The sequence below is a fragment of the Wolbachia endosymbiont of Onchocerca ochengi genome (assembly GCF_000306885.1).
Classification (GTDB): domain Bacteria; phylum Pseudomonadota; class Alphaproteobacteria; order Rickettsiales; family Anaplasmataceae; genus Wolbachia.
Map to the genome: position 1 here is coordinate 928,433 of NC_018267.1, position 23,523 is coordinate 951,955.

The window sequence follows — 23,523 nt, forward strand, 5'->3', positions numbered from 1 at the left end:
TTAATCTTCATCAGTATGTTGTCTAGCTAATTCATCTATATTCTTAGGTGGCCAATCTGGGACATTCATACCTAAAGATAAACCAAAATTATTTAAAACTGCCTTGATCTCATTCAAAGACTTTCTGCCAAAATTAGCAGTCCTCAACATTTCACTCTCCGTTCTCTGAACAAGATCACCTATATAAGTAACATTTTCATTTTTCAAACAATTATGTGACCTAACAGACAACTCCATTTCATCTACCTTACGTAATAAGATAGGATCATAACCTAAATCTCTATAACTACTAGACGAAGAGACTTGTGACGACTTTTTATGACTCGCATCAGAGTTAATAAAGGGCTGCAGTTGCTCTTGTAATATCCTTGCAGCAGAATCAACAGCTTGACTTGGAGAAATTGTACCATCAGTTTCAATCGACAATATCAACTTATCCTTATCAGTAACTTGACCAACACGACTATTCTCTGCTTTATACGAAACCTTGTTAATAGGACTATACAAAGCATTAACTGGGATGAACCCCTTTAAATCCCGTTCACTAATAAGCTTCAAAAGCTCGTTTTCTTTATATTTAGTAACAGGAAGGTAGCCTTTTCCACTAGCTACATATATAGTCATATTGAGCTCCACATTCTGCCCGAGGGTACATATTAGCAAATTCTTATTAACAATAGAACACTGATCATCAGCTTCTATCATTCCAGCCACTACTTGACAAGGCCCTTTAGCACTCAAATTTAAGCTCTTATTAAGAGTACCATTCAATTTACACCTCAACATACCCACATTCAATACTATATCAGTTACATCTTCTCTTATCCCTTGAATTGAAGTAAACTCATGAGTTACACCTTCAATTTTTATTCCATAAACAGCACTACCTATAAGAGAAGATAACATCACACGCCTCAATGCATTACCAAGTGTCAAAGCAAAACCACTCTCCAATGGTTCTAATACTATATCACCTTTTTCATTTGAATTACCTGGTAATATCTTGATTGAATTAGGCCTAGTCAATTTACTTAAACTACTAAAAACAGCAACATTGTCATTACGATACATAAAATACCCTTCTTAAATATTCTATACTCTTCTTTTTTTTCTTAACCTACATCCATTATGAGGAATTGCAGTTTTATCTGCAATTGAGGTTACTGTTAACCCACAGCCTTGGAGTGCTTTAACCGCAGCTTCAGCCCCAAAACCAGGACCACATATTATCACGGAAACAACCTTCATACCAAATTTTTCTACCGCAATCCTTGCAGCAGATTCTGAAGCTTTCCCCGCAGCATAAGGTGTAGATTTTCTTGAACCTGAGAAACCATGTGCACCAACAGAAGTTTGGTACAAAGTGTTACCTTGAACATCAGTTACATTTATAAAAGTATTGTTAAAAGTTGCACGAATATGAACAATTCCAGTGACAAACTTCTTTGTACTTTTACTAACTGTTCTGAACTTCTTCATAAATTCATAATAACCACAAATTTTATTTCTTTCCAGCAATAGATAAGTGAGACCTACCCTTACGAGTCTTAGCATTGGTATGAGTCCTTTGTCCTCTTACAGGCAAACCTTTTCTGTGCCTCACTCCTTTATAGCACCCCATTTCTACTAAAGACTTTATATTCATAGCCACTTCTTTCCTAAGTTGACCTTCTATGGTATAATTTTGTCTAATGAAATTACCGATCCTTTCTATATCCTTATCTTGCAACTCTGAAATACGTTTACCTTTATTAATTTCACAAGCACGGCAAATTGTATTTGCAGTAGCGATACCTATACCATATATATAAGTTAATGCAAAAGGAACACATTTCTTTACTGGAACATTTACACCTGCAACGCGTACCACTAATACTCCAATACTCCACTAGTAATAATTCTTAACTTATACCATAAAATAACTTAGAATCAAATCAAATTACAAGAAATTTTGCTCTCAATCTTTTGTTTCACCTGAACAATATTGAGATTAGCATTAACTGTTAACAATTTATCTTTATAATATTCACGTAAACCACCTATTTGTACATAGTACTCGCTTATTCTTTTACTAATTATAGATAAGTCAGAATCATCAATTCTTCTTTTCAGCCTTGTCCTTTTACATTTTATACAAACAAGATTATCGTTCTTCTTAAAAAAAGATACACTATATGTGTTCTTACAATCCAGACATACAAGTCGATTTCTTAATCTATCAATTGCAATCTTATCATCAATCTCTAACTCAATAACAATATTCACATTTCTATTATATTTCTCTTGCAAAATTTGAGTTAGAAAATGAGCTTGATTTAGATTTCTCGGAAAACCATCTAATAAAAAATTATCATCACCTATCAATGCAAGCTGATTGCATAATAATTCAAATATGACCTCATCTTGAATTAAATTACCAGACTCTACAGTATTCTTTATTTCTTTACCTAACTCACTATTGCTAGATATAATACTTCTCAATATATTCCCTACTGAAATTAACTTTAAGTTATACTTTGCTATTAGAAAACTTGACTGAGTACCTTTACCGGAACCAGGAGGACCAAAGATTATAATAATCATCTTAATTTTCTTGTTCTAGACTCATACTTCTTTATCCAACTATCATACCTATTCGAAAAAATGTAAGATTGTATTTGCATAATAGTATCAGTAACAACATTGACTATAATCAATAAGCTTGTTCCACCAAAAATAAACGGTATACTATAATAATATCTTATAACTTCAGGCACAGCACATATAACCACTAGATATACAGAGCCAATAAATGTTAACTTTACAACTATTTCTTGAAGGTAATCAGAAGTATGTTTTCCCGGCCTTCTACCAGGTATAAAACCACCATTTCTTTTAAGAAAATTAGCATTTTCTTCTGAATTAAATATAAAATTGGTGTAAAAAAGTTGAAAAATACTATAAGTGCTAAATAAGCTATAATATAAATTACTTTATTTACTACAAAGCAATTTAAAATAAAATCAGAAAAAGCATAACCCCTATAAAAATTTGCAATTGAAATAGGGGTCAATAAAACTGCATTGGCAAAAATAGTTGGTATTACACCAGATAAATTAATCTTTAACGGTATATAAGTAAAATCGTCATTATGTAACTTTTTAAACTGCTTTCTAGGATACTGAACAATGACTTTTCTATAAGAAGACTCCGTAAAAATAACCAAAAGCAACAGCAAGAAAAATACTATTAAAATAAAAAGTATAATAAGCAACGATATACTACCATTTTTATTCAATGTCAACAGTGACGAAAAAGCACTATATAATTCTGATATTATACCTGTAAAAATGATTAATGAGATGCCGTTACCTACACCACTAGCACTAATTTGTTCACCAAGCCATATTAGAAATATCGTTCCACCTAAAAGGCTAAAGGCTCCTACTGTACGAAACATAAAACCAGGTTCGACTACAATCAGTACTCCTTCCTTATTCATTCTTTCTAATCCTATTAAAATAGCAACTGATTGAAATAGACAAAATACTATAGTCATATAATATATGTAAGAACTCATCTTTCGACGTCCCAATTCTCCATCGTTCTTAACTTCACTAATTCCTTTGATTGCAGAAGATAATAACTGCATAACTATAGATGCAACTATGTACGGCATAACACTTAGTGCCAAAATTGTCATTCTAGCTAATGCACCACCAGAAAACAGATTAAATACTCCAAAGACACCAGAACCTTCTTTAGGAAAGATATCATTAATTATATCAAGATTAATTCCAGGAATAGGCACATAAGTACCCAAACGATAAAAAATTAAAGCGATTAGCGTAAAAAATATACGCTGCAACAAATCACCTTTATACAATAATGCAGTATCCAAATTATTAAATGCGGACTTACTGTTCATTATTTATGATAGTACTTCTACACTACCACCAACTAAAACCACAGATTTTTTTGCAGCTTCCGATGCAAAGTCAACATAAAACACACATTTCTCACTCAACTTACCTTTATTAAGAAGCTTGATTTTGTTCTTAACAGACTTTATAAAACCTAATTTACATAGTATTTCCTTATTTACAACAGAACCTTTTACTATCCTTTTAGCCTCTATTAAACGCTGCACATCACCAACATTAATTATTGAGCATATATTTCTACGTATAGGATTAAAACCTCTTTTAGGTAAACGAGTATATATAGACTGTTGTCCACCTTCAAATCCATTTATAGAAACACCACTCCTAGCCTTCTGCCCTTTATGACCCCTACCAGATGTTTTACCTCTACCACAACCAATACCCCTACCTAGTAACTTAGACTTTTTTTTCTTTGATAACTTATTAAATATAGAGTTTAATTTTATAGCACTATTCATATTTTACCTATTTTCAACTATCTCACTAATTTTTTTACCTCTTTTGCTCGCAACTTGACGAGGAGATAACATACTACTAAAAGCCTCAAATACTGCATAAATAACGTTATGAGGATTATTCGATCTCATAGACTTAGCTACTACATCTTTTATACCTAGCACTTCAAAAACTGCCCTAATCGCCCCACCAGCAATAATACCTGTTCCAGCTCTAGCTGCCCTTAAAACTATCTCACCAGAACAAAACTTAGCTTTAATATCATGATGTAGAGTTCTACCTTCACGCAAGTATACTCTAATCATCGATTTTTTTGCAGCATTTACAGCCTTTACTCTTGCTTCAGCAACTTCTGCATGTTTACCCATTCCACACCCTACTCTACCTTTCTCATCTCCAACAACAACTAAAATTGAAAATGAAAATCTTCTACCACCTTTTGTAACTGTTGTCACTCTCCGTACTGAAACTAAAAGCTCTGATAAATCATCATTACCTTGTAAATTCTTTACAGCCATATCCAAAACTTCTTAAAACTTAAACCCAGAATTTCTTAAAGAATCAGCAAATTGAGAAATTAACCCTGTGTACTTATATGGTCCGCGATCAAATACCAATTTTTGTTCTAACTTCATATTAGATAATCGCTCAACCATTAAAGAAGAAACTTGTTTTATAGTTTTAGCGTTAACCTTACTTTTACATGCATTCCTAATTTTAGCATCCAAAGTAGAAGCAGAAACGAGAGTTACTCCCTTTTCATCATTGATTAATTGAACGTAAAAATGCTTATTAGACTTAAATATGGATATACGTAAACGTTTCTTATCACCATAATTAAGCTTTTTTCTATTACGCAACTTCCTTTTTTCAAAATTACTCAGAAAATTATATAACCTTCTCATCTTAATTAATTTTTTTTACTTACAACTTTACGCAACATAAACTTGCCTTTCATTATAATACCCTTACCTTTATAAGGGTCATATTTTCTAATTTTACATATATCAGATGCTACCATATAGACTTTCTGCTTGTCCATGCCACTAACTACCAAGTGAATTGGTTTTATACACTTAATTTTAATATCTTTGGGCACTTTATACTTAACATTATGACTATAACCAAGATACAAAGTCAAATATTTACCATTACACTCTGCTTTATATCCTACACCATTAACCTCAAGATCAACAGAAAAATCATTAATCATACCATTAATAATATTATTAATATTACTTCTATAAGTACCCCACATAGGCTTTATCTCATCATAATCACCCTTGCCTTGATTAATAGAAAGCAGCAACTGATTATCAACAACACAACACACAATACTACTGTTTAATCTAAGCCTTTTTTCTGCTTTAACACTTTTTATCAATATCTCACCATCATCATACTCAACTGAAACACCAACAGGAATATTTACAGGTGCGGCACCTACACGAGACATAAACTTCTCCTATTACTTAAAATACACGACACAAAATTTCCCCGCCAACTTTTAACTTACGCGCATTGTAGTCCGTCATTACCCCTTTAGACGTAGATATAATAAAAACACCAAGCCCATTATATGCTTTAGCAATATCCTTATACCTAGAATAACGACGACAACCCGGTTTTGATACTCTAACTATGTCAGTAATTACAGGTAACCTCTCGTAATACTTCAATTTTATAACAAAAAACGGCACATTACCTGTAACCTCCTTCTGATAATTAAGAATATATCCTTCATCTTTCAAAATCTTCAGTATAGAAGAATTTACTCTAGAGAACAAAACTCTCGTTGTCCTATGCATTGCTAATTGAGCGTTACGTATCCTTGTTAAAAAATCCCCAATACTATCAGATAAAGCCATAATATACTCCTTATATTTATTCACCAACTAGATTTTGTAACTCCTGGGATTTTTCCAAAAGCACATAAATCACGCAAAACAATCCTACACAAACCAAATTTCCTATACACTCCCCTTGGCCTACCAGTTAAAATACACCTATTTCTAATTCTGATTTTAGAAGAATCTCTAGGCAATTTTTTAATTAACTTATTTTGAGCAGCAAACCTTTCATTCATAGGCATATCTTTATTGTTTACTATAGATTTTAATTCCCTTCTTTTTTCCTTATATTGATCACACAACTTCACTCTACGAAGATTCCTTTGTATCATAGATTTTTTTGCCATATATTTATCCTCTTTAATCAATCAAAAAAGGGAAATCTAAAAGCTAGTAATAACTGTTTTGCTTCTTCATCACTACTTGCACTTGTTATAATATTTACATCCATACCTCTAATCTTACTTACTTTATCATAATCTACTTCTAAAAATGAGATATGTTCCTTTATTCCAAAGGAAAAATTACCATTACCATCAAATTGTTTTACACTGAATCCTCTAAAATCCTTTTCCCGTGGCAAAGTGATATATATCAATCTTTCTAAAAATTCATACATTTTATCTCTACGTAAAGTTACCTTACAACCTACTGTAGCATCTTTTCTTATCTTGAACCCAGAAATAGATTTTTTTGCGGAAGTTAAAATAGGTTTTTGCCCTGTAATTAAATGTAGACAGCCAAACGGCTCATTTATTGCTTTACTATCTACAGCAGCATCACCAACACCCATATTAATACATACCTTAACAAGCTTAGGCACTTGCATTATATTGCTATAGTTAAACTTATCTTTCAAGGATTTTATTATGCTACCTTTATACAATTCTTTAAACATATTACCTAATCTATTACTTCCTCAGAAACTTTCGCAAAACGTACCTTTTTACCATCTATAACCTTAAACCCTATTCTAGTTGGAGCTTTATATTTAGGATCCAACATTGCAATGTTAGATATATCAATAGCCAATTCTTTACCTAATATACCACCACTATCACCTGCTTTTGGCTTGGTATGCCTTTTGTACACATTTACTCCAGAAACAATTGCCCTCTTTTTAGCATTATGCATTAAAATTTTAACTACCTTGCCAATTTTGCCTTTATCCCTGCCAGCTAAAACTATAACGTCATCGCCACTTCTTATTTTTGCACTCATTATAAAACCTCAACAGCCAGTGACATTATTTTCATAAAAGAACCAGACAACAATTTTTTCACTGGACCAAATACTCGAGTACCAAGCGGTTCACCTTGATTATTAATTAAAACTACAGCATTACTAGAAAAACGAATTACAGAGTTATCAGACTTTCTAATACGACTTTTCACTCTAACAACAACTGCTCTATATACTTTTCCCTTTTCAACTTTCCCCTTCGGGTTGATAGATTTAGCAGATACAATAACTGTATCACCTACAGATGCAAACTTCCTGCCACCCAACAAGCCAATACAAAGCACTTTACGTGCACCAGAATTATCAGCCACTTCTAACAATGTATTTTTTTGAATCATATGAACATCTTACCCAACTTGAACAACAATCCACTTTTTAGTGGCAGAAATAGGTTTATGTTCTTGTATAAAAACTTTATCCCCTGCTTTGCAACTATTATTTTCACTATGTGCTGTATACTTTCTATATTTTTTTATGACTTTTTTATATAGCCTATCCTTATATACCTGCAGTACTAAAACCTTTACAGTTTTATCACACTCAGCTTTAATTACAACACCACACAAAATTTTCTTAGGCATTCTTTTACTCTATCGTTCTTTCATTTAACACAGTTAAAATACGAGCTATATTTTTCCTTATCAAACTAAAACGCGTAACATTGCTACACTGTCCCAATTTTTTTTGAAAAACCAAATTAACAAACTCTTTCCTTAAATTTATAAGAACTTCATACAACTCTTGCGAGGATTTCGATCTAATCTCAATTATACCCATCGTAATTTTACTCAACTATAATTAGATACAAATTTACATTTTATAGGAAGCTTGGCAATTGCTTTTTCAAGTGCTAATTTTGCCAAATGCATGGAAACACTACCACTAATTTCAAATAACACCCTACCAGGCTTAGTTTTAAATATCCAAAATTCAACACTACCTTTCCCTTTACCCATCCGCACATCAGCAGGTTTTTTACTAACAGGAATATCAGGAAAAATTCTTATCCACACTTTACCAGAGCGTTTCAATGTTCTAGATATCACACGTCTTACAGCTTCAATATGCTTAGACTGAATCCTACCTGCTTCTATAGCTTTTAAGCCATAATCTCCAAAAGACAATGTACTACCAGCTTTTGTACTACCCTTAATCCTCCCTTTAAACACCTTTCTATATTTACTTTTTTTAGGGACAAACATTCCAATATACCTTAATTAATAATATAAACCCAAACTCTAACTCCTATAATACCATATACAGTCTTTGCTTCACATAAAGCATAATCTATATTAGCACGTAAAGTGTGTAAAGGTAAACGACCTTCCTTATACCATTCGGTACGAGCTATTTCAGCCCCACCAAGACGTCCAGAACAACTTATTTTAATACCTCCTCCTCCCATCCTCAAACAACTTTGAATAGCTTTTTTCATCGCTCTTCTGAATGAAACCCGTTTTTCTAACTGCTGTGCTATGCTGTTTGATATCAAGGCTGCATCTATTTCAGGCCTCTTTACTCCTACCACATTCACTTCTACATTATCTTTTACTTTTTGAATTATTTTTTGTTTTACCTTCTCAATATCCAAGCCTTTCTTACCTATTATCACTCCAGGTCTAGAAGAGTGTATTGTTACAGACATCAAATCACCTTTACGCTCTATAATTATTCTGGAAAGACCTGCATGCTTAAAAGATTTATTTATGTAACTACGAATAAACAAATCCTGATGCAATTTTTCTTTATAATCTTTATTAGCATACCAAATGGAATCCCAGGTATTAGCATTTATCTTCAACCTTAATCCTATAGGATTAACCTTTTGTCCCATATTTTATACTTTCCTCACTAATTTTATATTTTTACGAATTATACAATTTCCTCTAGCTTTATAGTTAAATTGCTGTAATACTTATTAACCCTATTAGCCCTACCCATAGCCTTTGGATATATTCTACGCAAAGTAAAAGACTTGCCTACCAAGATTTCCTTTATATATAGACTGTCAATATCTAACCCATAATTATGTTGAGCATTGGCAACTGCAGAATCTAATACTTTCGCTATAAGACCAGCAGCTCTCTTTTCACAAAACTTCAACTGGACATTAGCAAAAGAAACCTTTTTATTACGTACTAAATTGGCAACCAAACTCAATTTACGAGGAGTTGATTTTAAAACTCCAGAACTAGCTTTAATTACTGCAAATCTACTTTTCATACCAATTACCTTCTTACCGCTTTTTTATCACCACTATGACCATTAAATTTACGGGTAGGTGAAAATTCACCAAACTTATGACCTACCATATTTTGATCATTAACACTAACGGGAACATAATCTTTACCGTTATAAACAGCAAATTTTAAACCTAAACAATTAGGAAGAATTATAGAAGCTCTAGAGTGAATCTTTATTACTTTATTAATAGTACCCTCTTTTAAAACCCTATTCACCAATTTTAATACAGAAGGATGACAAAAAGGTGGTTTCCATACAGATCTACTCATAAACTAACCTTTCAACTGTTTTATATACTTGTTACTAAATTTATTTTTCTTTCGAGTTTTTTTTCCTTTTGTTGCAACACCCCAAGGAGTAACAGGATGACGTCCACCAGAGGTTTTTCCTTCTCCACCTCCATGAGGATGATCAACTGGGTTCATAGCAACTCCACGAACAGTAGGTCTAATCCCCAACCATCTACTTCTCCCTGCTTTACCCAGTTTTCTATTCTTACGATCAGGATTAGATACTGCACCAATAGTAGCCTTACAAGAAGATAAAACCAATCTAACTTGACCAGACCTTAACCGTAATAATACATAGTTACCATCATGACCGACAATTTGTGCATAACAACCAGCAGCTCGAGCAATTACAGCACCATTACCTGGCTTCAATTCAACACCGTGAACAAAAGAACCAATAGGTATACATTTTAACGGTAAACAATTACCTGCTACTATATCAGCACTATCACTTGACATCACATAATCACCAGGCTTTACATTTTGAGGAGCTAATATATAAGATTTAGTATTACTACTTCCATATAATATTAACGCTAAAAAACCACTCCTATTCGGATCATACTCTATTTTTTCAACTATACCTTGATCACCTCTATTGCGTTTAAAATCTACAATTCTATACTTTTTTTTATGGCCACTACCTTTATGAGAAGTTGTAATCCTACCACAATTATTCCTTCCACCGCTAGACTTCTTACCAAATGTAAGAGATTTCTCTGGCTTACCTTTTGACAACCCAACTCTACTTATCAACACAGTTCCACGAGAAGACGGAGTAACAGGATTAAGAAATTTTACGCCCATATTAAACACTCATTATATTTAATTTTTGACCATCTATTAAAGAAAAATAAACCTTCTTTTTTTGTTTTTCATAACCAGACACACCTTTAAAACGCCTACGTTTAGGCCTAACTATAACAACATTTATAGAGGAAACTTTAACTCTAAATAGAGATTCTATTGCCAACTTTATTTTATGCTTATTTACATTCACAAAAACATACAAAGAATATTTATTAAATTTCTCTTTCAAAAAAGAAGCTTTCTCTGTAACTATAGGACATTTAATTATATTATTATATTTTATCATAATAACCTGTCTTCAAGGTCTTTTAAAGCATCATTTGTTAGCATCACGCACTCATGATTTAATATATCAAAAACGTTTAATCCGATAGGCTTGATCAAGTTTATATGATGCAAATTTCTAGTAATCCGCAATAAATTATCTCCATAGTCACCAACCATCAAAAAGGAAGAAAATTTAAAATTTTTAATAAATTTACATACTTCAGATGTTTTCTCCATATTAATATCTAAACTATCAAGAACAATTATTTGATTATTAAAATATTTTAAAGATAAAGCGATTTTTAAACCAAGCTTACGCACTTTTTTATTAAGAGAATAGGCATGACTTCTCACAACAGGACCAAAAACAATTTCCCCACCTCTAAATTGAGGAGATCGTAAGCTACCTTGTCTTGCCCTACCAGTACGTTTTTGACTATAAGGCTTAGCTGTTGTACCAGAAATATCACTGATACCTCTTGTTTTATGAGTACCAGCTCTTCTTTTTGCTAATTGCCATGTAACTATATCGTGCAAAATACTCAATTTTTGTTTAACAAAAAATATCAAAGGGTTAAGCTGAACAACACCTACATCACCACTAGACAAACTAACTAATTTACATTCCATAACTAACTTACCAAATTACTAGTATTAACATCATTTGTATCTAACAGCAAACTTACTGAAAAAAGAGCATTTTTATGTAAAGGCTTCTTAACTGCGTCCCTTACAAAAACGTAAGAATTTCTAAATCCAGGAACATTATTGCCTTTTATAGCAATAATACTATTTTCATGATCAATAAATAATACTTTCATATTCTGTACAGTTACCCTACTACTACCTAAATGACCAGCCATTTTCTTTCCTTTAAAGACTCTACCAGGATCCTGACATTGACCTGTAGAACCTTGCGACCTATGAGCAATAGAAACACCATGAGACGCTCTAAGTCCACTGAAATTATGCCGCTTTATTACACCAGCAAATCCTTTACCAATCGAATATCCTGTAATATCAAGATATTGACCAACTATAAAATGGCTAACATCTACTTTCTTACCACATCTTATCCCTGAGAGGTTATTTAATCTACTTTCATATAACCTACATCTACTTTTTATTCCTCTTTTCTTCAAATATTCTAACTGAGGCCTTGCAATATTTTTAAAATCTCCAGTACCTAAAATAACTGAATTATACCCACACTTATCCTGCTCTTTTACATCAACAATATAAGTTTCATTGAGATATAATAAAGTTACAGCGACATGACCACTATTATAATATATAGCAGTATGACCAACATTTTTCATTAACAAACCAATTCTTTTCAGTGAACTTATTCTTTTCATTCCCTCTTCCTAAACTTTATAACCTTCTTAATTTTTGAATTAACTTCTACTCCAGGAAGAGGAGAAGGGAAAGATGAACTTCCAAGCATTTGTACTATAGTAGGAGTAGGATTATATAAAACAATCAAACGCTTAGAAGTCCTCCGTTCAAGTTGTTCACGAGATTTTTTATCAACATGAGGAGATCTATTAACATTAAATTTAAGATTGCTCCTTGGTAAAGCAACCGGACCGGATAATCTTGTGCCAGAATGTTTTAACTTATCCTTAAATTCACGCACAAACTTTCTAACATATTCTTCCAATCTTGAACAATCAAAAGCTTCTATTTTAATGTGTATTTCTTGCTCCATCTTAGTTACCACCACTTATTCTAAAATTTCGGAAACAACACCAGAACCAACGGTTCTACCACCTTCTCTTATTGCAAAACGCAATCCCTTATCCATTGCTACCGTTGCCTGCAATTCTACTTCTACACTTAAATTATCTCCTGGCATTACCATTTCTTTCCCTTTTAACAATCTTATACTTCCTGTTACATCTGTAGTTCTTATATAAAATTGCGGCTGATAATTTTCAAAAAATGGTGTATGTCTTCCTCCCTCTTCTTTTTTTAATATATATACCTCTGCCTTAAACTTCTTGTGCGGTGTTATTGAATTTGGCTTTGCCAACACTTGACCCCTTTCTACTTCTTCTCTTTTCGTTCCTCTTAGTAATACCCCTACATTTAATCCAGCAGATCCCTTATCTAGACACTTCTTAAACATTTCTACTCCTGTACATATCGTCTTTCGTGTTGCTTTTAAACCTACTATCTCTACCTCTTCGCCCGTTCTTATTTCTCCCCTTTCTATCCTCCCTGTTACTACTGTTCCACGTCCCAGTATTGAAAATACATCCTCAATTGGCATTAAAAATGGTAAATCCACAGGCCTTGGTGGAACTGCCACATATTCATCTAACTTTTCCATTAGTTTCTCTATTGACCTCTTTCCATATTCACTATCTCCATTTTCCAGAGCTTTTAATGCAGACCCAATCACCACAGGAACATCGTTACCAGGAAATTCATACTTACTCAGCAATTCTCTAACTTCCATTTCTACCAAACCAATCATATCGTGATCAGCCACATCAGCTTTATTTATATACACAACGATATACTTAACACCAACTTGCTTTGCAAGTAATATGTGCTCTCTTGTTTGCGGCATTGATCCATCAACTCCAGATACTACTAATATAGCTGCATCCATCTGTGCTGCACCTACTATCATATTTTTCACATAATCAGCATGCCCAGGACAGTCAACATGTGCATAGTGTCTCTTATCTGTTTCATACTCAACATGTGCTGTTGCTATCGTTATTCCCCTTTTTCTCTCTTCAGGTGCTTTATCTATTTGATCATATGCTACGAAATTTCCATAATACTTCGTTATCGCAGCTGTTAACGTTGTTTTTCCATGATCCACATGTCCTATTGTTCCCACATTTACATGCGGCTTACCAAATGCCTCTACTATTCGTGCCATAATCTAAATTCTTCTACCTAAAATGTAAATACATCAACATGTAATATATTGATTTTATAAAAATACAACAAAAAAAGAGCGGATAGTGGGATTCGAACCCACTTCACTAGCTTGGAAGGCTAGAGCTCTACCAATTAAGCTATACCCGCACAATGGAGGAGATAGGATTCGAACCTATGTACGCTTTCGCGGACAGATTTACAGTCTGTTACCTTTAACCACTCGGTCACCCCTCCATAAAAACCTGTTAAAAAAGTATTGTCCCAGTATTTCAACCTAATCCTTCATTATATTTAATAATAAATACCTAAAATTAAAAAATCAAGCAGTAAAACCTTTAATAATTTTAATTATGCAGACTTTATTTTATATAATTTAATATTGTTAATAAAGTACCTAAACAAATAATGTGAATCATGAGTACCTGGCGCTTCTTCTGGATGGTATTGCACAGAGAAAACTGGATAATTTTTCATCATTATTCCTTCTATACTGTTATCGAATAGAGAAATGTGAGTAATCTCTACGTTTCTTGGTAAGAAAAACGGATCAACAACAAAGCCATGATTTTGGCTAGTGATCTCAACTTTTCTGCTATTTATATTATAAACTGGATGATTGCTCCCTCGGTGACCAATATTCATCTTAATAGTTTTTGCTCCCAAGGCAATCGCAAGTAACTGATGACCCATACATATTCCAAGAATTGGTATTTTGGACTTTATAATGACATTTATTTCTGGAGTTACGGTCTCTCCTATTTCTTGTGGATCACCAGGACCGTTTGAAAGCACTATGCCATCCGGACACATATTTAATATTCTTTGAGAAAACCCTTTATCTGGCTTAATTAGTTTAATTATGCAACCAAGTTCTATTAAGCGTGAAACTATACTAGATTTCACGCCAAAATCAACTATTATGACTTTATACTTTTCAATATTTTGAGCTCCGGTGTCAGTAACTTGGACAACAGAAGACTTACTAATATCATTGTTTAAACTGACTACATCAATTATTTCCATTCCATTTATAGGTTTATATTCACCCAATTCGTTTGATAGATCTTCTATCACTTGAATAGTGCGATCACTATAGGCACCAGCATTACACCCTGAAGGATAGGTTAATGAACATATTATTCCATTTTGATACCCATACTTCCTTAAGTGTCTCGTTAAGGCTCTAGTATCAACTCCTGATATTCCAACTACATCATTTCTCTCTAACCAATCATTTAAACTAATATATGAAGAAGGATGAGATGCAGGAGAAAGTTCACGCATAATTACACCGCTTGCAAAAATTTTTTTTCCTTCATTATCTTTGCTGTTTATCCCAATATTACCAATATGAGGGAAAGTAAACATTATAATTTGATCAGCAAAAGAAGGATCAGTTATAGTGTGCTGGTAACCAGTAGCACCAGTAGTAAAACAGATCTCACCTACACACTTGCCCTTTTTACCTATTGACTTTCCCAAAAAGCATTTACCACTTTGTAAAACTAAAACCGCTTCCTGCACTTAATTCTCTCTAATTGATTCAAGGTAGTATATAAGAGTTTTTAACAATACAATAGGTAAAAAACTCCTTCTAAAATTTTAAACCGTAATTGTAAATGGGTAAAGAATAACATGAGAAACACTTTCAATATACTCTTACATAAAACATGTCTTGACCACTTTCACACTTCATGTTAATTTAAATAAGTTATTTTTTAAGCAGAATAAAGAGCTTGCGATGTACAATAATGAAGATCAATCTAAGAGAATAAATAAAAAGCGGCACATTATAGCAGCTAGTTTATTATTACTCGTAGTAACGCTATCATCAATTTTTCTTTTAGCAAAAATGGTTATAGGGCTAGCTATAGCTTCAATTATAGCAACAGCGACAAAAATTATCTCTAAAGCAGTATCGAATGTCTTAAAGGATAAACAGGCAGATCAAAATCAAGTAACGCAAAAAACTACACAAGATAAAATCACAAATTTAGCTATTGGGCTAATGTCTATATTTGCAGGAGGATTATCACTGCTTATTTTAGTACAAACTGGTTTGACTTCAGCATGTGCAGCCATAGCTGCTTTAGCTCTATATGAACCTTTTAAAGGCGAGAAAATAGGCAAAAGCATAGATGAAAAACTAGATAATGCAGTTAATGGTACAACTCATTTTGTTATTAGTAGTGTCGAGAAATTTATTTCACCACAAAGCTGCCAGGTATAGCCTGCTTTGATGTTTGCTTTAGTACATTAATCAAGTAAATTGTATAATTCGTTTGCATTTCTCCTACTAACATAAATTGAATATACGTAGAGTCCACTTACTCTATAAATTTTTTCATCATGCTTGATTTCAAACCACGGATAAAATCTGCAACCGTGCAAGGATTTCTTCCTTCCATTTGCACCACTTTAGGAATTAAAATGCCGCTTTTTAAGCTTATGTGCATATCATCATTAATAATCTCACCTTGTGCTGAAGTTAAAGATAGATTTACTTTAAAATCAGCATCAAGTATTCTGAGACGTTTGTTTTCTATTTTGACAAACGCCTTAGGATAAAACGCTTTAACTTTCCTATAGGCAACTTCACAAGCATTACTTGCATATATTCTATAATCTTCCACTTTATCAGCGTAACATACATTATCATCTCTCTGTTCTAAAGGAACCTGTTTTTCAATTTTATTCAATATCTCCATCAGCAAATTACTGCCTAATATAGATAATCTATCATACAACGTCTTGTAATTATCATTTTTTCCAATAATAAACTTTTTCTGCTTTAAAATAGGACCAGAATCCAACCCTTCATTCAACTGTATAATGCTAACCCCAGTTTCTTGGTCTCCTGCTAGAATTGCACGTTGTATAGGAGCTGCACCGCGCCATCTAGGCAACAATGAAGGATGAATATTAATACAACCGTATTTGGGAACATTCAAAATTTCTTTTGGAAGAATCAATCCATATGAGACAACAACTACAATATCTGGTTTAAAATTTCTAAGCTTTTCTTGCTCTATTAAAGACTTTAGAGACGTAGGAGTACATACCTCTATATCATTTTCTTCAGCGATAGCATGTACAGGAGATTTTGTTAGCCTTTGCCCACGCCCTGATGGTTTTGGAGCCTTAGTATATATTGCTATTACCTCATTTTCTGACTTTAATAATAGGTTTAGTGTGCCAACAGCAAATTCAGGCGACCCCATAAAAACAACTCTCATTCTACTTCGCTTAGGAGATTTAAGAATTTTCTACTAACTTGCTGCTAACAGCTTCTACTAATTTTGTGAAATCATCTTTATAATTAACAGCCATTTCAGCAAGAATTTTTCTATTTAAATCAATTCCAGCAAGCATAAGCCCATGTATAAACCTACTATAAGTAAGCCCATGTTCTCTTACTGCTGCATTAATACGTATTATCCACAAACTGCGAAAATCACGCTTGCGATTTTTTCTATCCCTGTAAGAGTACAGCAATGCTTTTTCAACCTTTTGCAGAGCAATTCTGTAACAATTTTTTGCACGTCCCCTGTATCCCTTTGCTAATTTTAATATTTTTTTATGACGAGCGTGAGTAGTAACTCCACGTTTTACTCTAACCATTCTATTTTACCTCCATTTTATTAGACACCATAAGGTATATAAAGCTTAACTATACGTGAGTCAGACTTACCAAGAATTATCGTACCGCGCTGATTACGAATGCTAGATTTACTCCTTTTCACCATACCATGTCTTTTGCCTGATTGAGTAGAAATAACTTTACCTTTAGCTGTAAGATTAAAACGTTTTTTAACAGAAGATTTAGTTTTTAATTTCATTTTCTTCATATAAACTCACAAACATTATCACTAAACTGCTTTTTATGAAAAGTAGCTAATATAGCATAAATAACTTTACTAAAGAATAAAACAGCATTGTAACTTATAATGCTATAATATGCAATCTAAAAGCTACAGCACAAGCTAAAATTGTATATTAAAGAAGCTTAGATGTAACCAAGCCCAGTATATGTGTTATATTTTTATCTCCGAATGGTAACAACATCTGCTTCACTTTAATACTTTCACTTTCTTCCTTTTCATTGATCAAGCACTCACTATCTACTACAAAGTCAAATTTATCAATGATTACATCTACTTTATATAACTGCAAAAATAATGCATCAATTGTATATTTACTATCAATACGCATATTTTTTTTTAAAACCCATAAAATTGAACAGCCTTTCCTCTTACGTTTTCACAAATATAACCTCGATAATAAAATAATGCTGCCAAAGATTCCATTATTTCAGCGATATCTGTATTGTGTATTGTGCCTTTCCGGCCAGCTTCTTATCTGATCCTTTTGCCTCATTCCAGTACTGAGTCACTACATTTGCTATTCTTCTTTCTTCACATGTGTAAAATTCCATTCTAACATTCACATACAAAACATAGATATAAGCTAAATTTATTGTGAATTATTGATTTTTTCTTAATCGCAAAGGTACTTATTAATTAAATTTTTACTCTACTATTTAAGTGATACAGATGCTTTTAACGTAAGTCCACACTTTTTCAGTTAGCTTTTTGGCTATGAACACAAAATTTACATCTCTACACCTATATCTATTCATCACTACTTTCCTCACTATTTATTTTACTGATTAAATAATCTCTTAATTCAGTAAATTCTTATAATAAAATTATTCGAACTACGATTGACTTTTATACCATTATTAAATTCTTTTTGTACTCTTTCTATTATATACTTTTTATCATATAGCATGTGCTTTATCTTCCTTATAATCCTTCTATACATTTATAATCATATAGTCTCCTTCCTTTGTGTTTTACAGGTTTTATTTGACAGAATTGACTCTCACAGAATTTTAAAACACGTTGTTTCAAGTATAGTTCTTCAGTAACTATTTCCAATAGCGTAGAGTAAATTTTTCCTACCCACTAATTAATTTTTATTACTTTTAAGAATTTTAAAAAGACTGAATTTTTGCTTAAATTATCACTTTTTTGATGTTTTCGATATATTTCCTGGTCTTTCCTTCTTTTTTTTGACCAAGAATATTTCATAAGCTTACCTTTACTTCATCCAATATATCGCCTATTATTACAGCAGAGTTTTCTTTCAACAATTAGATTTCTTGATTTATACCTTCAACTATTATTGTTTTAGTTACTGTTACATCTTTTACCGTAACATAATTTACAATTTATTATAATATATAAATATGAAATACAATGATCAACTCGAGATTCAGCTACTTTATTTTCATGATACATCTCTTCTATAATAAAATTAAAAATATTAACTGGTAACTGCCAACGTTTTAAATATTATAAAAACGCTATTTAATGATCTGCAAGAGGTGCTTAAAATTGATGCTATGGCTCTTCTACCTCCATAGTAAACACAAACCTGTTGAAATAATAGATGACGATGTACTAATGTCCCTCGTTTTACAATTTCGCCTCCAACAAAACATGCACATATACTCTGCAAAAAAACAAACGTCAACACTCAAAACATATGATATAAACTTTTAAATAACTGTATAGTAAAACAATAATTGAAACACCTTGTAACAGAGTAGAAGCAGAAATGACATATCTTCTATTTTCAAGTAAATTCAAGATTCAATTTGTAATTAAAGCACCAATTACAAGACTAAACTATACAATATTGCAGCTTGCTATACTGACTCTATTGTATTAAATACTAAGTTGCTCAATAATCTTCAAGCCCATCAAGGTATTAAGCACTAGAAATATTCTAGAAGTAATAGCATCCATCGACTATCAAGGTTATATCTAAGAGATATCTCCTTGGTTTCAAGTACCACAAGCACAAAGCATATTACCATTTTTATGGAGCTCTTTATTACATGTTTTTTAAAAGCCGCTTTCCGAAAGGATGTTTAGATAAAAAACATAAATACTAAAATAGCATCATGCATAAATCGGGCTTTCTAATATGTACCTTAGCAAGAAAGCTAAAGAACAATACTTGAACTATTAGTGCAGAAAAGCTTAGAATTGTCTACATTAGTGAAAACGTCAATTCAAACCGAACAAGGAAAAAATAAGTGCTGCTTACATAAGTAGCCACAATAAAACCAAACGATGCTCCAATTGCAGTTAATACTTGAGATAAAATTTAATGAGAAATATTTTCACTATTAATAGGAATAAAAACCTAAGAACCATAATTAATAATAAGAAAAAAGTAATTTTTTCACTAAGAAAATATTAAATATCGCTCTACTGAAAAAACTGTAAGATGGCAAAAATTCAAGTATATGCTGAATTAGCCAGTGCAATTTGCACGATTATAGGACTAAGTTCTTTTTCAAAACTCACACTTACATAAAGTGTAGATTATCTGCATGTTATTGATTATAACAACTGGGTTATTAATCAGCCAAATAGACTAAGCTTTAACTCTACTTTCCATAAAACTTGTTTTTATAAGTAGTTCATTGATAACTTAACACCAACTCTTTTTCAAAACTATATGTAACCATGTTTCATGGTGATAGATATAAGTGTTAAAGACAAGAACTCTTAACCTTTTAGATTTATTATATTATTAAACAATTTTCATCTTAGTAATATAGCACAACAAAATGAGTCTCAATTCAAAAATTTGAGCAATACATTTGCAAGAATAAATAATAACATTGATTCTGTAAGGTTAGTTATACTGAATTTACGAGGAAACAAAAAATTAGTTAAAGAAAATTTTAGCGCCATATATGAATGGTAAAAAGAACTGTCGGTTCAATTCAAGTTTAATGCTCAAGTTATATAATAGTTGCAATAATATCACAGAAAAAACGCTATTGAGTAACATAATTAAGTACAAAGAAAAAGAAGCTGCACGTGTGCTACTAATCAAATATTTATTAAAAAAGATAGCTAACGTTAATATGAAAGATAGCTATAGCGAAAACCCATAGTATTATTTATATCAAAAAAGGTAAGAGCAAAGAAGTAGCAAAGTTATTATTAGACACAGGAGCAGACAAAATGTAATGGATATGATAATGCTCATAATTCAGAAACTTTACTATTTATAGTATGCTGTTATTCTGGTGAAAGTCTTAATATAGAAACACCAATACCTTTTTACATCAGCTTATCCATTAAACGTTTATGATATCAGATAAAGAGCAAACTTCAAAGAACAACTTCCCGATTTGATAAAGCTCCTTATAGAACAATGAGACTAACATTTATGTAATAATAACCAAAATGACATCCTTGAAGATCTTATTGCCAAGAGTTTTATAGTCATCACACGTAAACGATAAGAAATTTGTTACCTCTGTACAAAAATTTTAAAAAAATAAAAACATTCAAGAAAGTAACATAGAAAGTTGTTTAAGGTAGCAGAGTAAAAAAAGACTTTAGATCACTTGCTGATATTATAACGAAAATAGTTCAATCAGTATAAGAAGCATTCAAGTTTGCAATAAAAGTAGTAATTCAAATACTTAGAATACAAAGTATAAAATTTGCCACTAAAGGTGCTCTTAAGAAACAGGATGGCTTGTTACCGAGGTGTTAATTGTCTTAGAAGTTTTTCATAAATTAGTAAAATTGAAAAAAATTACTTTTTACCATAACCTTAATTACAGCAAGATATATAAAATTTTTACTAGATATTGTAAATAAATCTTATTCTTTGATAGCCCTCTGTTCCTGTTGATCCAAGCAGAAGCCCTTTTTGCAACCCGCTTTCTTAGCCGTATTTTTAAATCCTTACTTTCTTGTTGATAGCAACCTAGTTAGTGTATCTCTGTGTATCTAAAGTCTACTATGCCTTTTTTCTTACCTTTTACTTTTCTACCCTCACCGTAGTTTTTAACTCCCCTTTTCCTACTGTTTTGACAGATTGACTTTAACTTATACGAGGCTTAGCTGTTTATCTCTTCTTATCTCTCTCTTAAATATGTTCAAGAATTCATAATTCAATTTCTCAAGGATTCACCGCTTTTCACAACAGAAAATTGAATAATAAGTACCTACATTGATATCCTCTACATAATATCATAATATCTGCAAAATCGCATTTAATATTTGTCTTCCATTGTATTTTAATAATCTCCTTACTTCTTTATATAAGACTCTGAAATATTCTTCCGTTCTACTTAAATCTATTAGATATCTTTCCTCATTTCTCACTCACTACTTTATCGCCATATACTACTACCCATGTCCCTTAATTTATCAATAATTTCCAATGGCTATATCAGCATTAGAGAAGATATGGAAAATATTAGCAATAGGTCTTCTGAGAAAATGAATAAAATTAATAAACAAAATGATAAATGACAAACTAAAAATATAATTAGGTTAACCAAATACACTGAAACACATTTAGTAGTTTTTGCACACAGTTTGCTTTAACTTTAATATTCATGTTCCGTCCTCTATATCGCTGTTTCATCCACTTATTAATAGTTAAACAGCAATAAAACTGTCTGTGTTACTATCTGGATTAATTTATTTCTAAGTCAACTAGCTAGTATTAAATACAAACAAAATAAGCACTTCCAGCGATCAAAAACAACCAGCACAAGATATTAAGAAAAGTTTTCTTTTTCTTTAACAGAGTTACTCTAGATTCTCAACAAAATAAGCTGTTTTGTCTTTTTTTCCTTATACTCTTCTGCAGTGCTCAAAGGTTGCTTTTTAGCTGTAATATTTGGCCATTTCTGTGAATATTCTACATTGATATTGTAAAACAACTTGAAATTTCTTTGTTCTCTGCTCAGCAACTCTTCATCTAATTCTAAAATGTCTTTTACAGAATCATCAGTTACAATTGCATCTACTGGACATTCAGGTATACACACTCCACAATCAATACACTCATCTGGATTAATTACAAGCATGTTTTTACCCTCATAAAAGCAGTCAACAGGACACACCTCTATACAATCTGTATATTTACATTTTATGCATTTATCGGTAATAAAATGTGTCATATAAGTAGCGTATATTTATACATTTTGGGTACACTAAACTGATAAGAAATTCAAATCTTTTCATTATAGATTAAATGTTAATAAATATTATTAGGTTACTTCCAAGTAAGTGGAAGAAAATTCCTTCATGAGAATAAATAAATTGAGTAATAGAGAATTAGAGATATAGTTAAGCTTGACTAGAAGCCTTTAGGGTCAATAAAATTTTTCGTGCGGAAGAAAGTATGTAAGTCATTAGGCAAAGAACTAAAATACCTGAATGGGTTTTCATTAACAACAAAAAGATATGCAGTGTTCAAAATACGTGAAAGAAATCAACAATGCAGAGAAAATTAGAGATAAAGTCATGCCTACATGCAATCCATGTGCGTCCTAACTTTTTAAGAAGTATACGAGATTATCTACTTATAATAACTATACCTGATGATATGTCATCATTAATTCATTAGATAATTGTAATAATCAATGAGTGTAATTCTTCAGCAAATAGGAAAAATCTTGTCAATAAGCTAGCACATAATTTAAGC

Annotated in this window: 34 protein-coding genes, 2 tRNA genes and 1 pseudogene; 2 read left to right on the forward strand and 35 right to left on the reverse strand. The window is 31.9% G+C overall.

What is annotated here, in order from left to right; translation table 11 throughout:
- From WOO_RS03440 to carA, 29 genes and pseudogenes are all read right to left on the reverse strand, one after another.
- Positions 1 to 1,071 (reverse strand): DNA-directed RNA polymerase subunit alpha, encoded by a 1,071-nt coding sequence (locus WOO_RS03440; RefSeq protein ID WP_014869283.1) that lies wholly within the window; start codon positions 1,069 to 1,071, stop codon positions 1 to 3.
- Between the two features lie 21 nt (positions 1,072 to 1,092).
- Positions 1,093 to 1,479, reverse strand: a complete 387-nt coding sequence (rpsK, locus tag WOO_RS03445; protein ID WP_025264195.1) for a 30S ribosomal protein S11 — start codon at positions 1,477 to 1,479, stop codon at positions 1,093 to 1,095.
- A 22-nt stretch (positions 1,480 to 1,501) separates the two neighbouring features.
- A complete protein-coding gene (gene rpsM / locus WOO_RS03450; RefSeq protein WP_014869285.1) occupies positions 1,502 to 1,870 on the reverse strand; it encodes a 30S ribosomal protein S13 in 369 nt (122 codons plus the stop codon).
- A 59-nt stretch (positions 1,871 to 1,929) separates the two neighbouring features.
- Entirely contained in the window at positions 1,930 to 2,583 is a 654-nt protein-coding gene (locus tag WOO_RS03455; protein WP_014869286.1) for an adenylate kinase family protein, read from the reverse strand.
- Positions 2,580 to 3,907, reverse strand: a pseudogene (secY, locus tag WOO_RS03460) (preprotein translocase subunit SecY). Before secY ends, WOO_RS03455 begins: the two are co-directional and overlap by 4 nt.
- A gap of 3 nt (positions 3,908 to 3,910) precedes the next feature.
- On the reverse strand, positions 3,911 to 4,381 hold the full coding sequence (gene rplO, locus WOO_RS03465; protein WP_014869289.1) for a 50S ribosomal protein L15: 471 nt from the start codon (positions 4,379 to 4,381) through the stop codon (positions 3,911 to 3,913).
- Between the two features lie 3 nt (positions 4,382 to 4,384).
- Entirely contained in the window at positions 4,385 to 4,897 is a 513-nt protein-coding gene (rpsE, locus tag WOO_RS03470) for a 30S ribosomal protein S5 (protein WP_014869290.1), read from the reverse strand.
- Positions 4,898 to 4,909: 12 nt separating this feature from the next.
- Positions 4,910 to 5,284, reverse strand: a complete 375-nt coding sequence (gene rplR / locus WOO_RS03475; RefSeq protein WP_014869291.1) for a 50S ribosomal protein L18 — start codon at positions 5,282 to 5,284, stop codon at positions 4,910 to 4,912.
- Positions 5,285 to 5,289: 5 nt separating this feature from the next.
- On the reverse strand, positions 5,290 to 5,835 hold the full coding sequence (rplF, locus tag WOO_RS03480) for a 50S ribosomal protein L6 (protein WP_014869292.1): 546 nt from the start codon (positions 5,833 to 5,835) through the stop codon (positions 5,290 to 5,292).
- 16 nt (positions 5,836 to 5,851) lie between these two features.
- Positions 5,852 to 6,247, reverse strand: coding sequence for a 30S ribosomal protein S8 (rpsH, locus tag WOO_RS03485; protein WP_014869293.1), 396 nt, complete (start codon positions 6,245 to 6,247; stop codon positions 5,852 to 5,854).
- 20 nt (positions 6,248 to 6,267) lie between these two features.
- On the reverse strand, positions 6,268 to 6,576 hold the full coding sequence (gene rpsN / locus WOO_RS03490) for a 30S ribosomal protein S14 (RefSeq protein ID WP_014869294.1): 309 nt from the start codon (positions 6,574 to 6,576) through the stop codon (positions 6,268 to 6,270).
- Between the two features lie 17 nt (positions 6,577 to 6,593).
- On the reverse strand, positions 6,594 to 7,127 hold the full coding sequence (rplE, locus tag WOO_RS03495) for a 50S ribosomal protein L5 (RefSeq protein WP_014869295.1): 534 nt from the start codon (positions 7,125 to 7,127) through the stop codon (positions 6,594 to 6,596).
- 5 nt (positions 7,128 to 7,132) lie between these two features.
- Positions 7,133 to 7,450: a 50S ribosomal protein L24 gene (gene rplX, locus WOO_RS03500; protein ID WP_014869296.1), complete on the reverse strand. Its 318-nt coding sequence runs from the start codon at positions 7,448 to 7,450 to the stop codon at positions 7,133 to 7,135.
- On the reverse strand, positions 7,450 to 7,809 hold the full coding sequence (gene rplN / locus WOO_RS03505) for a 50S ribosomal protein L14 (protein WP_014869297.1): 360 nt from the start codon (positions 7,807 to 7,809) through the stop codon (positions 7,450 to 7,452). Before rplN ends, rplX begins: the two co-directional genes overlap by 1 nt.
- A 9-nt stretch (positions 7,810 to 7,818) precedes the next feature.
- A complete protein-coding gene (gene rpsQ, locus WOO_RS03510) occupies positions 7,819 to 8,052 on the reverse strand; it encodes a 30S ribosomal protein S17 (protein WP_014869298.1) in 234 nt (77 codons plus the stop codon).
- Positions 8,053 to 8,056: 4 nt separating this feature from the next.
- Positions 8,057 to 8,248 carry a 50S ribosomal protein L29 gene (gene rpmC / locus WOO_RS03515; protein ID WP_014869299.1) on the reverse strand — a complete coding sequence of 64 codons (192 nt, stop codon included), beginning with the start codon at positions 8,246 to 8,248 and terminating at the stop codon, positions 8,057 to 8,059.
- A gap of 11 nt (positions 8,249 to 8,259) precedes the next feature.
- The gene (gene rplP / locus WOO_RS03520; protein ID WP_014869300.1) at positions 8,260 to 8,673 is read right to left on the reverse strand and encodes a 50S ribosomal protein L16; all 414 of its coding nucleotides are present in this window, start codon (positions 8,671 to 8,673) and stop codon (positions 8,260 to 8,262) included.
- An 11-nt stretch (positions 8,674 to 8,684) separates the two neighbouring features.
- Positions 8,685 to 9,305 carry a 30S ribosomal protein S3 gene (rpsC, locus tag WOO_RS03525; protein ID WP_014869301.1) on the reverse strand — a complete coding sequence of 207 codons (621 nt, stop codon included), beginning with the start codon at positions 9,303 to 9,305 and terminating at the stop codon, positions 8,685 to 8,687.
- Between the two features lie 38 nt (positions 9,306 to 9,343).
- Positions 9,344 to 9,694 (reverse strand): 50S ribosomal protein L22, encoded by a 351-nt coding sequence (gene rplV, locus WOO_RS03530; RefSeq protein ID WP_014869302.1) that lies wholly within the window; start codon positions 9,692 to 9,694, stop codon positions 9,344 to 9,346.
- 5 nt (positions 9,695 to 9,699) lie between these two features.
- Entirely contained in the window at positions 9,700 to 9,984 is a 285-nt protein-coding gene (gene rpsS, locus WOO_RS03535) for a 30S ribosomal protein S19 (protein WP_014869303.1), read from the reverse strand.
- Positions 9,985 to 9,987: 3 nt separating this feature from the next.
- Positions 9,988 to 10,812 carry a 50S ribosomal protein L2 gene (gene rplB / locus WOO_RS03540; protein WP_014869304.1) on the reverse strand — a complete coding sequence of 275 codons (825 nt, stop codon included), beginning with the start codon at positions 10,810 to 10,812 and terminating at the stop codon, positions 9,988 to 9,990.
- A gap of 1 nt (position 10,813) precedes the next feature.
- Complete coding sequence (locus WOO_RS03545) at positions 10,814 to 11,101, reverse strand: 50S ribosomal protein L23 (RefSeq protein ID WP_014869305.1); 288 nt, start codon at positions 11,099 to 11,101, stop codon at positions 10,814 to 10,816.
- The gene (gene rplD / locus WOO_RS03550) at positions 11,098 to 11,712 is read right to left on the reverse strand and encodes a 50S ribosomal protein L4 (RefSeq protein ID WP_014869306.1); all 615 of its coding nucleotides are present in this window, start codon (positions 11,710 to 11,712) and stop codon (positions 11,098 to 11,100) included. The genes WOO_RS03545 and rplD overlap by 4 nt, the downstream gene beginning before the upstream one ends.
- A gap of 2 nt (positions 11,713 to 11,714) precedes the next feature.
- On the reverse strand, positions 11,715 to 12,440 hold the full coding sequence (rplC, locus tag WOO_RS03555) for a 50S ribosomal protein L3 (protein WP_014869307.1): 726 nt from the start codon (positions 12,438 to 12,440) through the stop codon (positions 11,715 to 11,717).
- On the reverse strand, positions 12,437 to 12,793 hold the full coding sequence (rpsJ, locus tag WOO_RS03560; RefSeq protein WP_014869308.1) for a 30S ribosomal protein S10: 357 nt from the start codon (positions 12,791 to 12,793) through the stop codon (positions 12,437 to 12,439). Before rpsJ ends, rplC begins: the two co-directional genes overlap by 4 nt.
- Before the next feature lie 15 nt (positions 12,794 to 12,808).
- On the reverse strand, positions 12,809 to 13,981 hold the full coding sequence (gene tuf, locus WOO_RS03565; protein ID WP_014869309.1) for an elongation factor Tu: 1,173 nt from the start codon (positions 13,979 to 13,981) through the stop codon (positions 12,809 to 12,811).
- Positions 13,982 to 14,058: 77 nt separating this feature from the next.
- Positions 14,059 to 14,130, reverse strand: a tRNA-Gly gene (locus WOO_RS03570).
- 4 nt (positions 14,131 to 14,134) lie between these two features.
- Positions 14,135 to 14,217 (reverse strand) — tRNA-Tyr (locus WOO_RS03575).
- Between the two features lie 114 nt (positions 14,218 to 14,331).
- The gene (carA, locus tag WOO_RS03580; RefSeq protein WP_014869310.1) at positions 14,332 to 15,507 is read right to left on the reverse strand and encodes a glutamine-hydrolyzing carbamoyl-phosphate synthase small subunit; all 1,176 of its coding nucleotides are present in this window, start codon (positions 15,505 to 15,507) and stop codon (positions 14,332 to 14,334) included.
- A gap of 217 nt (positions 15,508 to 15,724) precedes the next feature.
- Between carA and WOO_RS03585 the strand changes: the two genes are divergently transcribed.
- On the forward strand, positions 15,725 to 16,213 hold the full coding sequence (locus WOO_RS03585) for a hypothetical protein (RefSeq protein WP_014869311.1): 489 nt from the start codon (positions 15,725 to 15,727) through the stop codon (positions 16,211 to 16,213).
- Positions 16,214 to 16,310: 97 nt separating this feature from the next.
- On the opposite strand, the gene fmt is transcribed toward WOO_RS03585, so the two are convergent.
- The 6 genes from fmt to WOO_RS03610 all read right to left on the reverse strand — a co-directional run bounded on the left by fmt (position 16,311) and on the right by WOO_RS03610 (position 22,996).
- Positions 16,311 to 17,219, reverse strand: a complete 909-nt coding sequence (gene fmt, locus WOO_RS03590) for a methionyl-tRNA formyltransferase (RefSeq protein WP_044135445.1) — start codon at positions 17,217 to 17,219, stop codon at positions 16,311 to 16,313.
- A 19-nt stretch (positions 17,220 to 17,238) separates the two neighbouring features.
- Positions 17,239 to 17,604 (reverse strand): 50S ribosomal protein L20, encoded by a 366-nt coding sequence (rplT, locus tag WOO_RS03595; protein WP_014869313.1) that lies wholly within the window; start codon positions 17,602 to 17,604, stop codon positions 17,239 to 17,241.
- A 20-nt stretch (positions 17,605 to 17,624) separates the two neighbouring features.
- Complete coding sequence (rpmI, locus tag WOO_RS03600; protein WP_014869314.1) at positions 17,625 to 17,831, reverse strand: 50S ribosomal protein L35; 207 nt, start codon at positions 17,829 to 17,831, stop codon at positions 17,625 to 17,627.
- A 148-nt stretch (positions 17,832 to 17,979) separates the two neighbouring features.
- On the reverse strand, positions 17,980 to 18,195 hold the full coding sequence (locus WOO_RS04215) for a hypothetical protein (RefSeq protein ID WP_232500368.1): 216 nt from the start codon (positions 18,193 to 18,195) through the stop codon (positions 17,980 to 17,982).
- 94 nt (positions 18,196 to 18,289) lie between these two features.
- On the reverse strand, positions 18,290 to 18,418 hold the full coding sequence (locus WOO_RS04295) for a hypothetical protein (protein ID WP_255325501.1): 129 nt from the start codon (positions 18,416 to 18,418) through the stop codon (positions 18,290 to 18,292).
- Positions 18,419 to 22,627: 4,209 nt separating this feature from the next.
- Positions 22,628 to 22,996 (reverse strand): ferredoxin family protein, encoded by a 369-nt coding sequence (locus WOO_RS03610; RefSeq protein WP_014869316.1) that lies wholly within the window; start codon positions 22,994 to 22,996, stop codon positions 22,628 to 22,630.
- A 320-nt stretch (positions 22,997 to 23,316) separates the two neighbouring features.
- On the opposite strand from WOO_RS03610, the gene WOO_RS04300 reads away from it, so the two are divergent.
- A complete protein-coding gene (locus WOO_RS04300; RefSeq protein ID WP_255325502.1) occupies positions 23,317 to 23,445 on the forward strand; it encodes a hypothetical protein in 129 nt (42 codons plus the stop codon).
- Positions 23,446 to 23,523 lie beyond the last annotated feature (78 nt).

Bases quoted from the DNA above. Each gene is read 5' to 3' on its own strand.
- WOO_RS03440 (WP_014869283.1), bottom strand. From the start codon at position 1,071: ATGTATCGTAATGACAATGTTGCTGTTTTTAGTAGTTTAAGTAAATTG.
- rpsK (WP_025264195.1), bottom strand. From the start codon at position 1,479: ATGAAGAAGTTCAGAACAGTTAGTAAAAGTACAAAGAAGTTTGTCACT.
- WOO_RS03455 (WP_014869286.1), bottom strand. From the start codon at position 2,583: ATGATTATTATAATCTTTGGTCCTCCTGGTTCCGGTAAAGGTACTCAG.
- rplO (WP_014869289.1), bottom strand. From the start codon at position 4,381: ATGAATAGTGCTATAAAATTAAACTCTATATTTAATAAGTTATCAAAG.
- rpsE (WP_014869290.1), bottom strand. From the start codon at position 4,897: ATGGCTGTAAAGAATTTACAAGGTAATGATGATTTATCAGAGCTTTTA.
- rplR (WP_014869291.1), bottom strand. From the start codon at position 5,284: ATGAGAAGGTTATATAATTTTCTGAGTAATTTTGAAAAAAGGAAGTTG.
- rplF (WP_014869292.1), bottom strand. From the start codon at position 5,835: ATGTCTCGTGTAGGTGCCGCACCTGTAAATATTCCTGTTGGTGTTTCA.
- rpsH (WP_014869293.1), bottom strand. From the start codon at position 6,247: ATGGCTTTATCTGATAGTATTGGGGATTTTTTAACAAGGATACGTAAC.
- rpsN (WP_014869294.1), bottom strand. From the start codon at position 6,576: ATGGCAAAAAAATCTATGATACAAAGGAATCTTCGTAGAGTGAAGTTG.
- rplE (WP_014869295.1), bottom strand. From the start codon at position 7,127: ATGTTTAAAGAATTGTATAAAGGTAGCATAATAAAATCCTTGAAAGAT.
- rplX (WP_014869296.1), bottom strand. From the start codon at position 7,450: ATGAGTGCAAAAATAAGAAGTGGCGATGACGTTATAGTTTTAGCTGGC.
- rplN (WP_014869297.1), bottom strand. From the start codon at position 7,809: ATGATTCAAAAAAATACATTGTTAGAAGTGGCTGATAATTCTGGTGCA.
- rpsQ (WP_014869298.1), bottom strand. From the start codon at position 8,052: ATGCCTAAGAAAATTTTGTGTGGTGTTGTAATTAAAGCTGAGTGTGAT.
- rpmC (WP_014869299.1), bottom strand. From the start codon at position 8,248: ATGGGTATAATTGAGATTAGATCGAAATCCTCGCAAGAGTTGTATGAA.
- rplP (WP_014869300.1), bottom strand. From the start codon at position 8,673: ATGTTTGTCCCTAAAAAAAGTAAATATAGAAAGGTGTTTAAAGGGAGG.
- rpsC (WP_014869301.1), bottom strand. From the start codon at position 9,305: ATGGGACAAAAGGTTAATCCTATAGGATTAAGGTTGAAGATAAATGCT.
- rplV (WP_014869302.1), bottom strand. From the start codon at position 9,694: ATGAAAAGTAGATTTGCAGTAATTAAAGCTAGTTCTGGAGTTTTAAAA.
- rpsS (WP_014869303.1), bottom strand. From the start codon at position 9,984: ATGAGTAGATCTGTATGGAAACCACCTTTTTGTCATCCTTCTGTATTA.
- rplB (WP_014869304.1), bottom strand. From the start codon at position 10,812: ATGGGCGTAAAATTTCTTAATCCTGTTACTCCGTCTTCTCGTGGAACT.
- WOO_RS03545 (WP_014869305.1), bottom strand. From the start codon at position 11,101: ATGATAAAATATAATAATATAATTAAATGTCCTATAGTTACAGAGAAA.
- rplD (WP_014869306.1), bottom strand. From the start codon at position 11,712: ATGGAATGTAAATTAGTTAGTTTGTCTAGTGGTGATGTAGGTGTTGTT.
- rplC (WP_014869307.1), bottom strand. From the start codon at position 12,440: ATGAAAAGAATAAGTTCACTGAAAAGAATTGGTTTGTTAATGAAAAAT.
- rpsJ (WP_014869308.1), bottom strand. From the start codon at position 12,793: ATGGAGCAAGAAATACACATTAAAATAGAAGCTTTTGATTGTTCAAGA.
- tuf (WP_014869309.1), bottom strand. From the start codon at position 13,981: ATGGCACGAATAGTAGAGGCATTTGGTAAGCCGCATGTAAATGTGGGA.
- WOO_RS03585 (WP_014869311.1), top strand. From the start codon at position 15,725: ATGTACAATAATGAAGATCAATCTAAGAGAATAAATAAAAAGCGGCAC.
- fmt (WP_044135445.1), bottom strand. From the start codon at position 17,219: ATGAGAGTTGTTTTTATGGGGTCGCCTGAATTTGCTGTTGGCACACTA.
- rplT (WP_014869313.1), bottom strand. From the start codon at position 17,604: ATGGTTAGAGTAAAACGTGGAGTTACTACTCACGCTCGTCATAAAAAA.
- rpmI (WP_014869314.1), bottom strand. From the start codon at position 17,831: ATGAAGAAAATGAAATTAAAAACTAAATCTTCTGTTAAAAAACGTTTT.
- WOO_RS04215 (WP_232500368.1), bottom strand. From the start codon at position 18,195: ATGCGTATTGATAGTAAATATACAATTGATGCATTATTTTTGCAGTTA.
- WOO_RS04295 (WP_255325501.1), bottom strand. From the start codon at position 18,418: ATGGAATTTTACACATGTGAAGAAAGAAGAATAGCAAATGTAGTGACT.
- WOO_RS03610 (WP_014869316.1), bottom strand. From the start codon at position 22,996: ATGACACATTTTATTACCGATAAATGCATAAAATGTAAATATACAGAT.
- WOO_RS04300 (WP_255325502.1), top strand. From the start codon at position 23,317: ATGCAGAGAAAATTAGAGATAAAGTCATGCCTACATGCAATCCATGTG.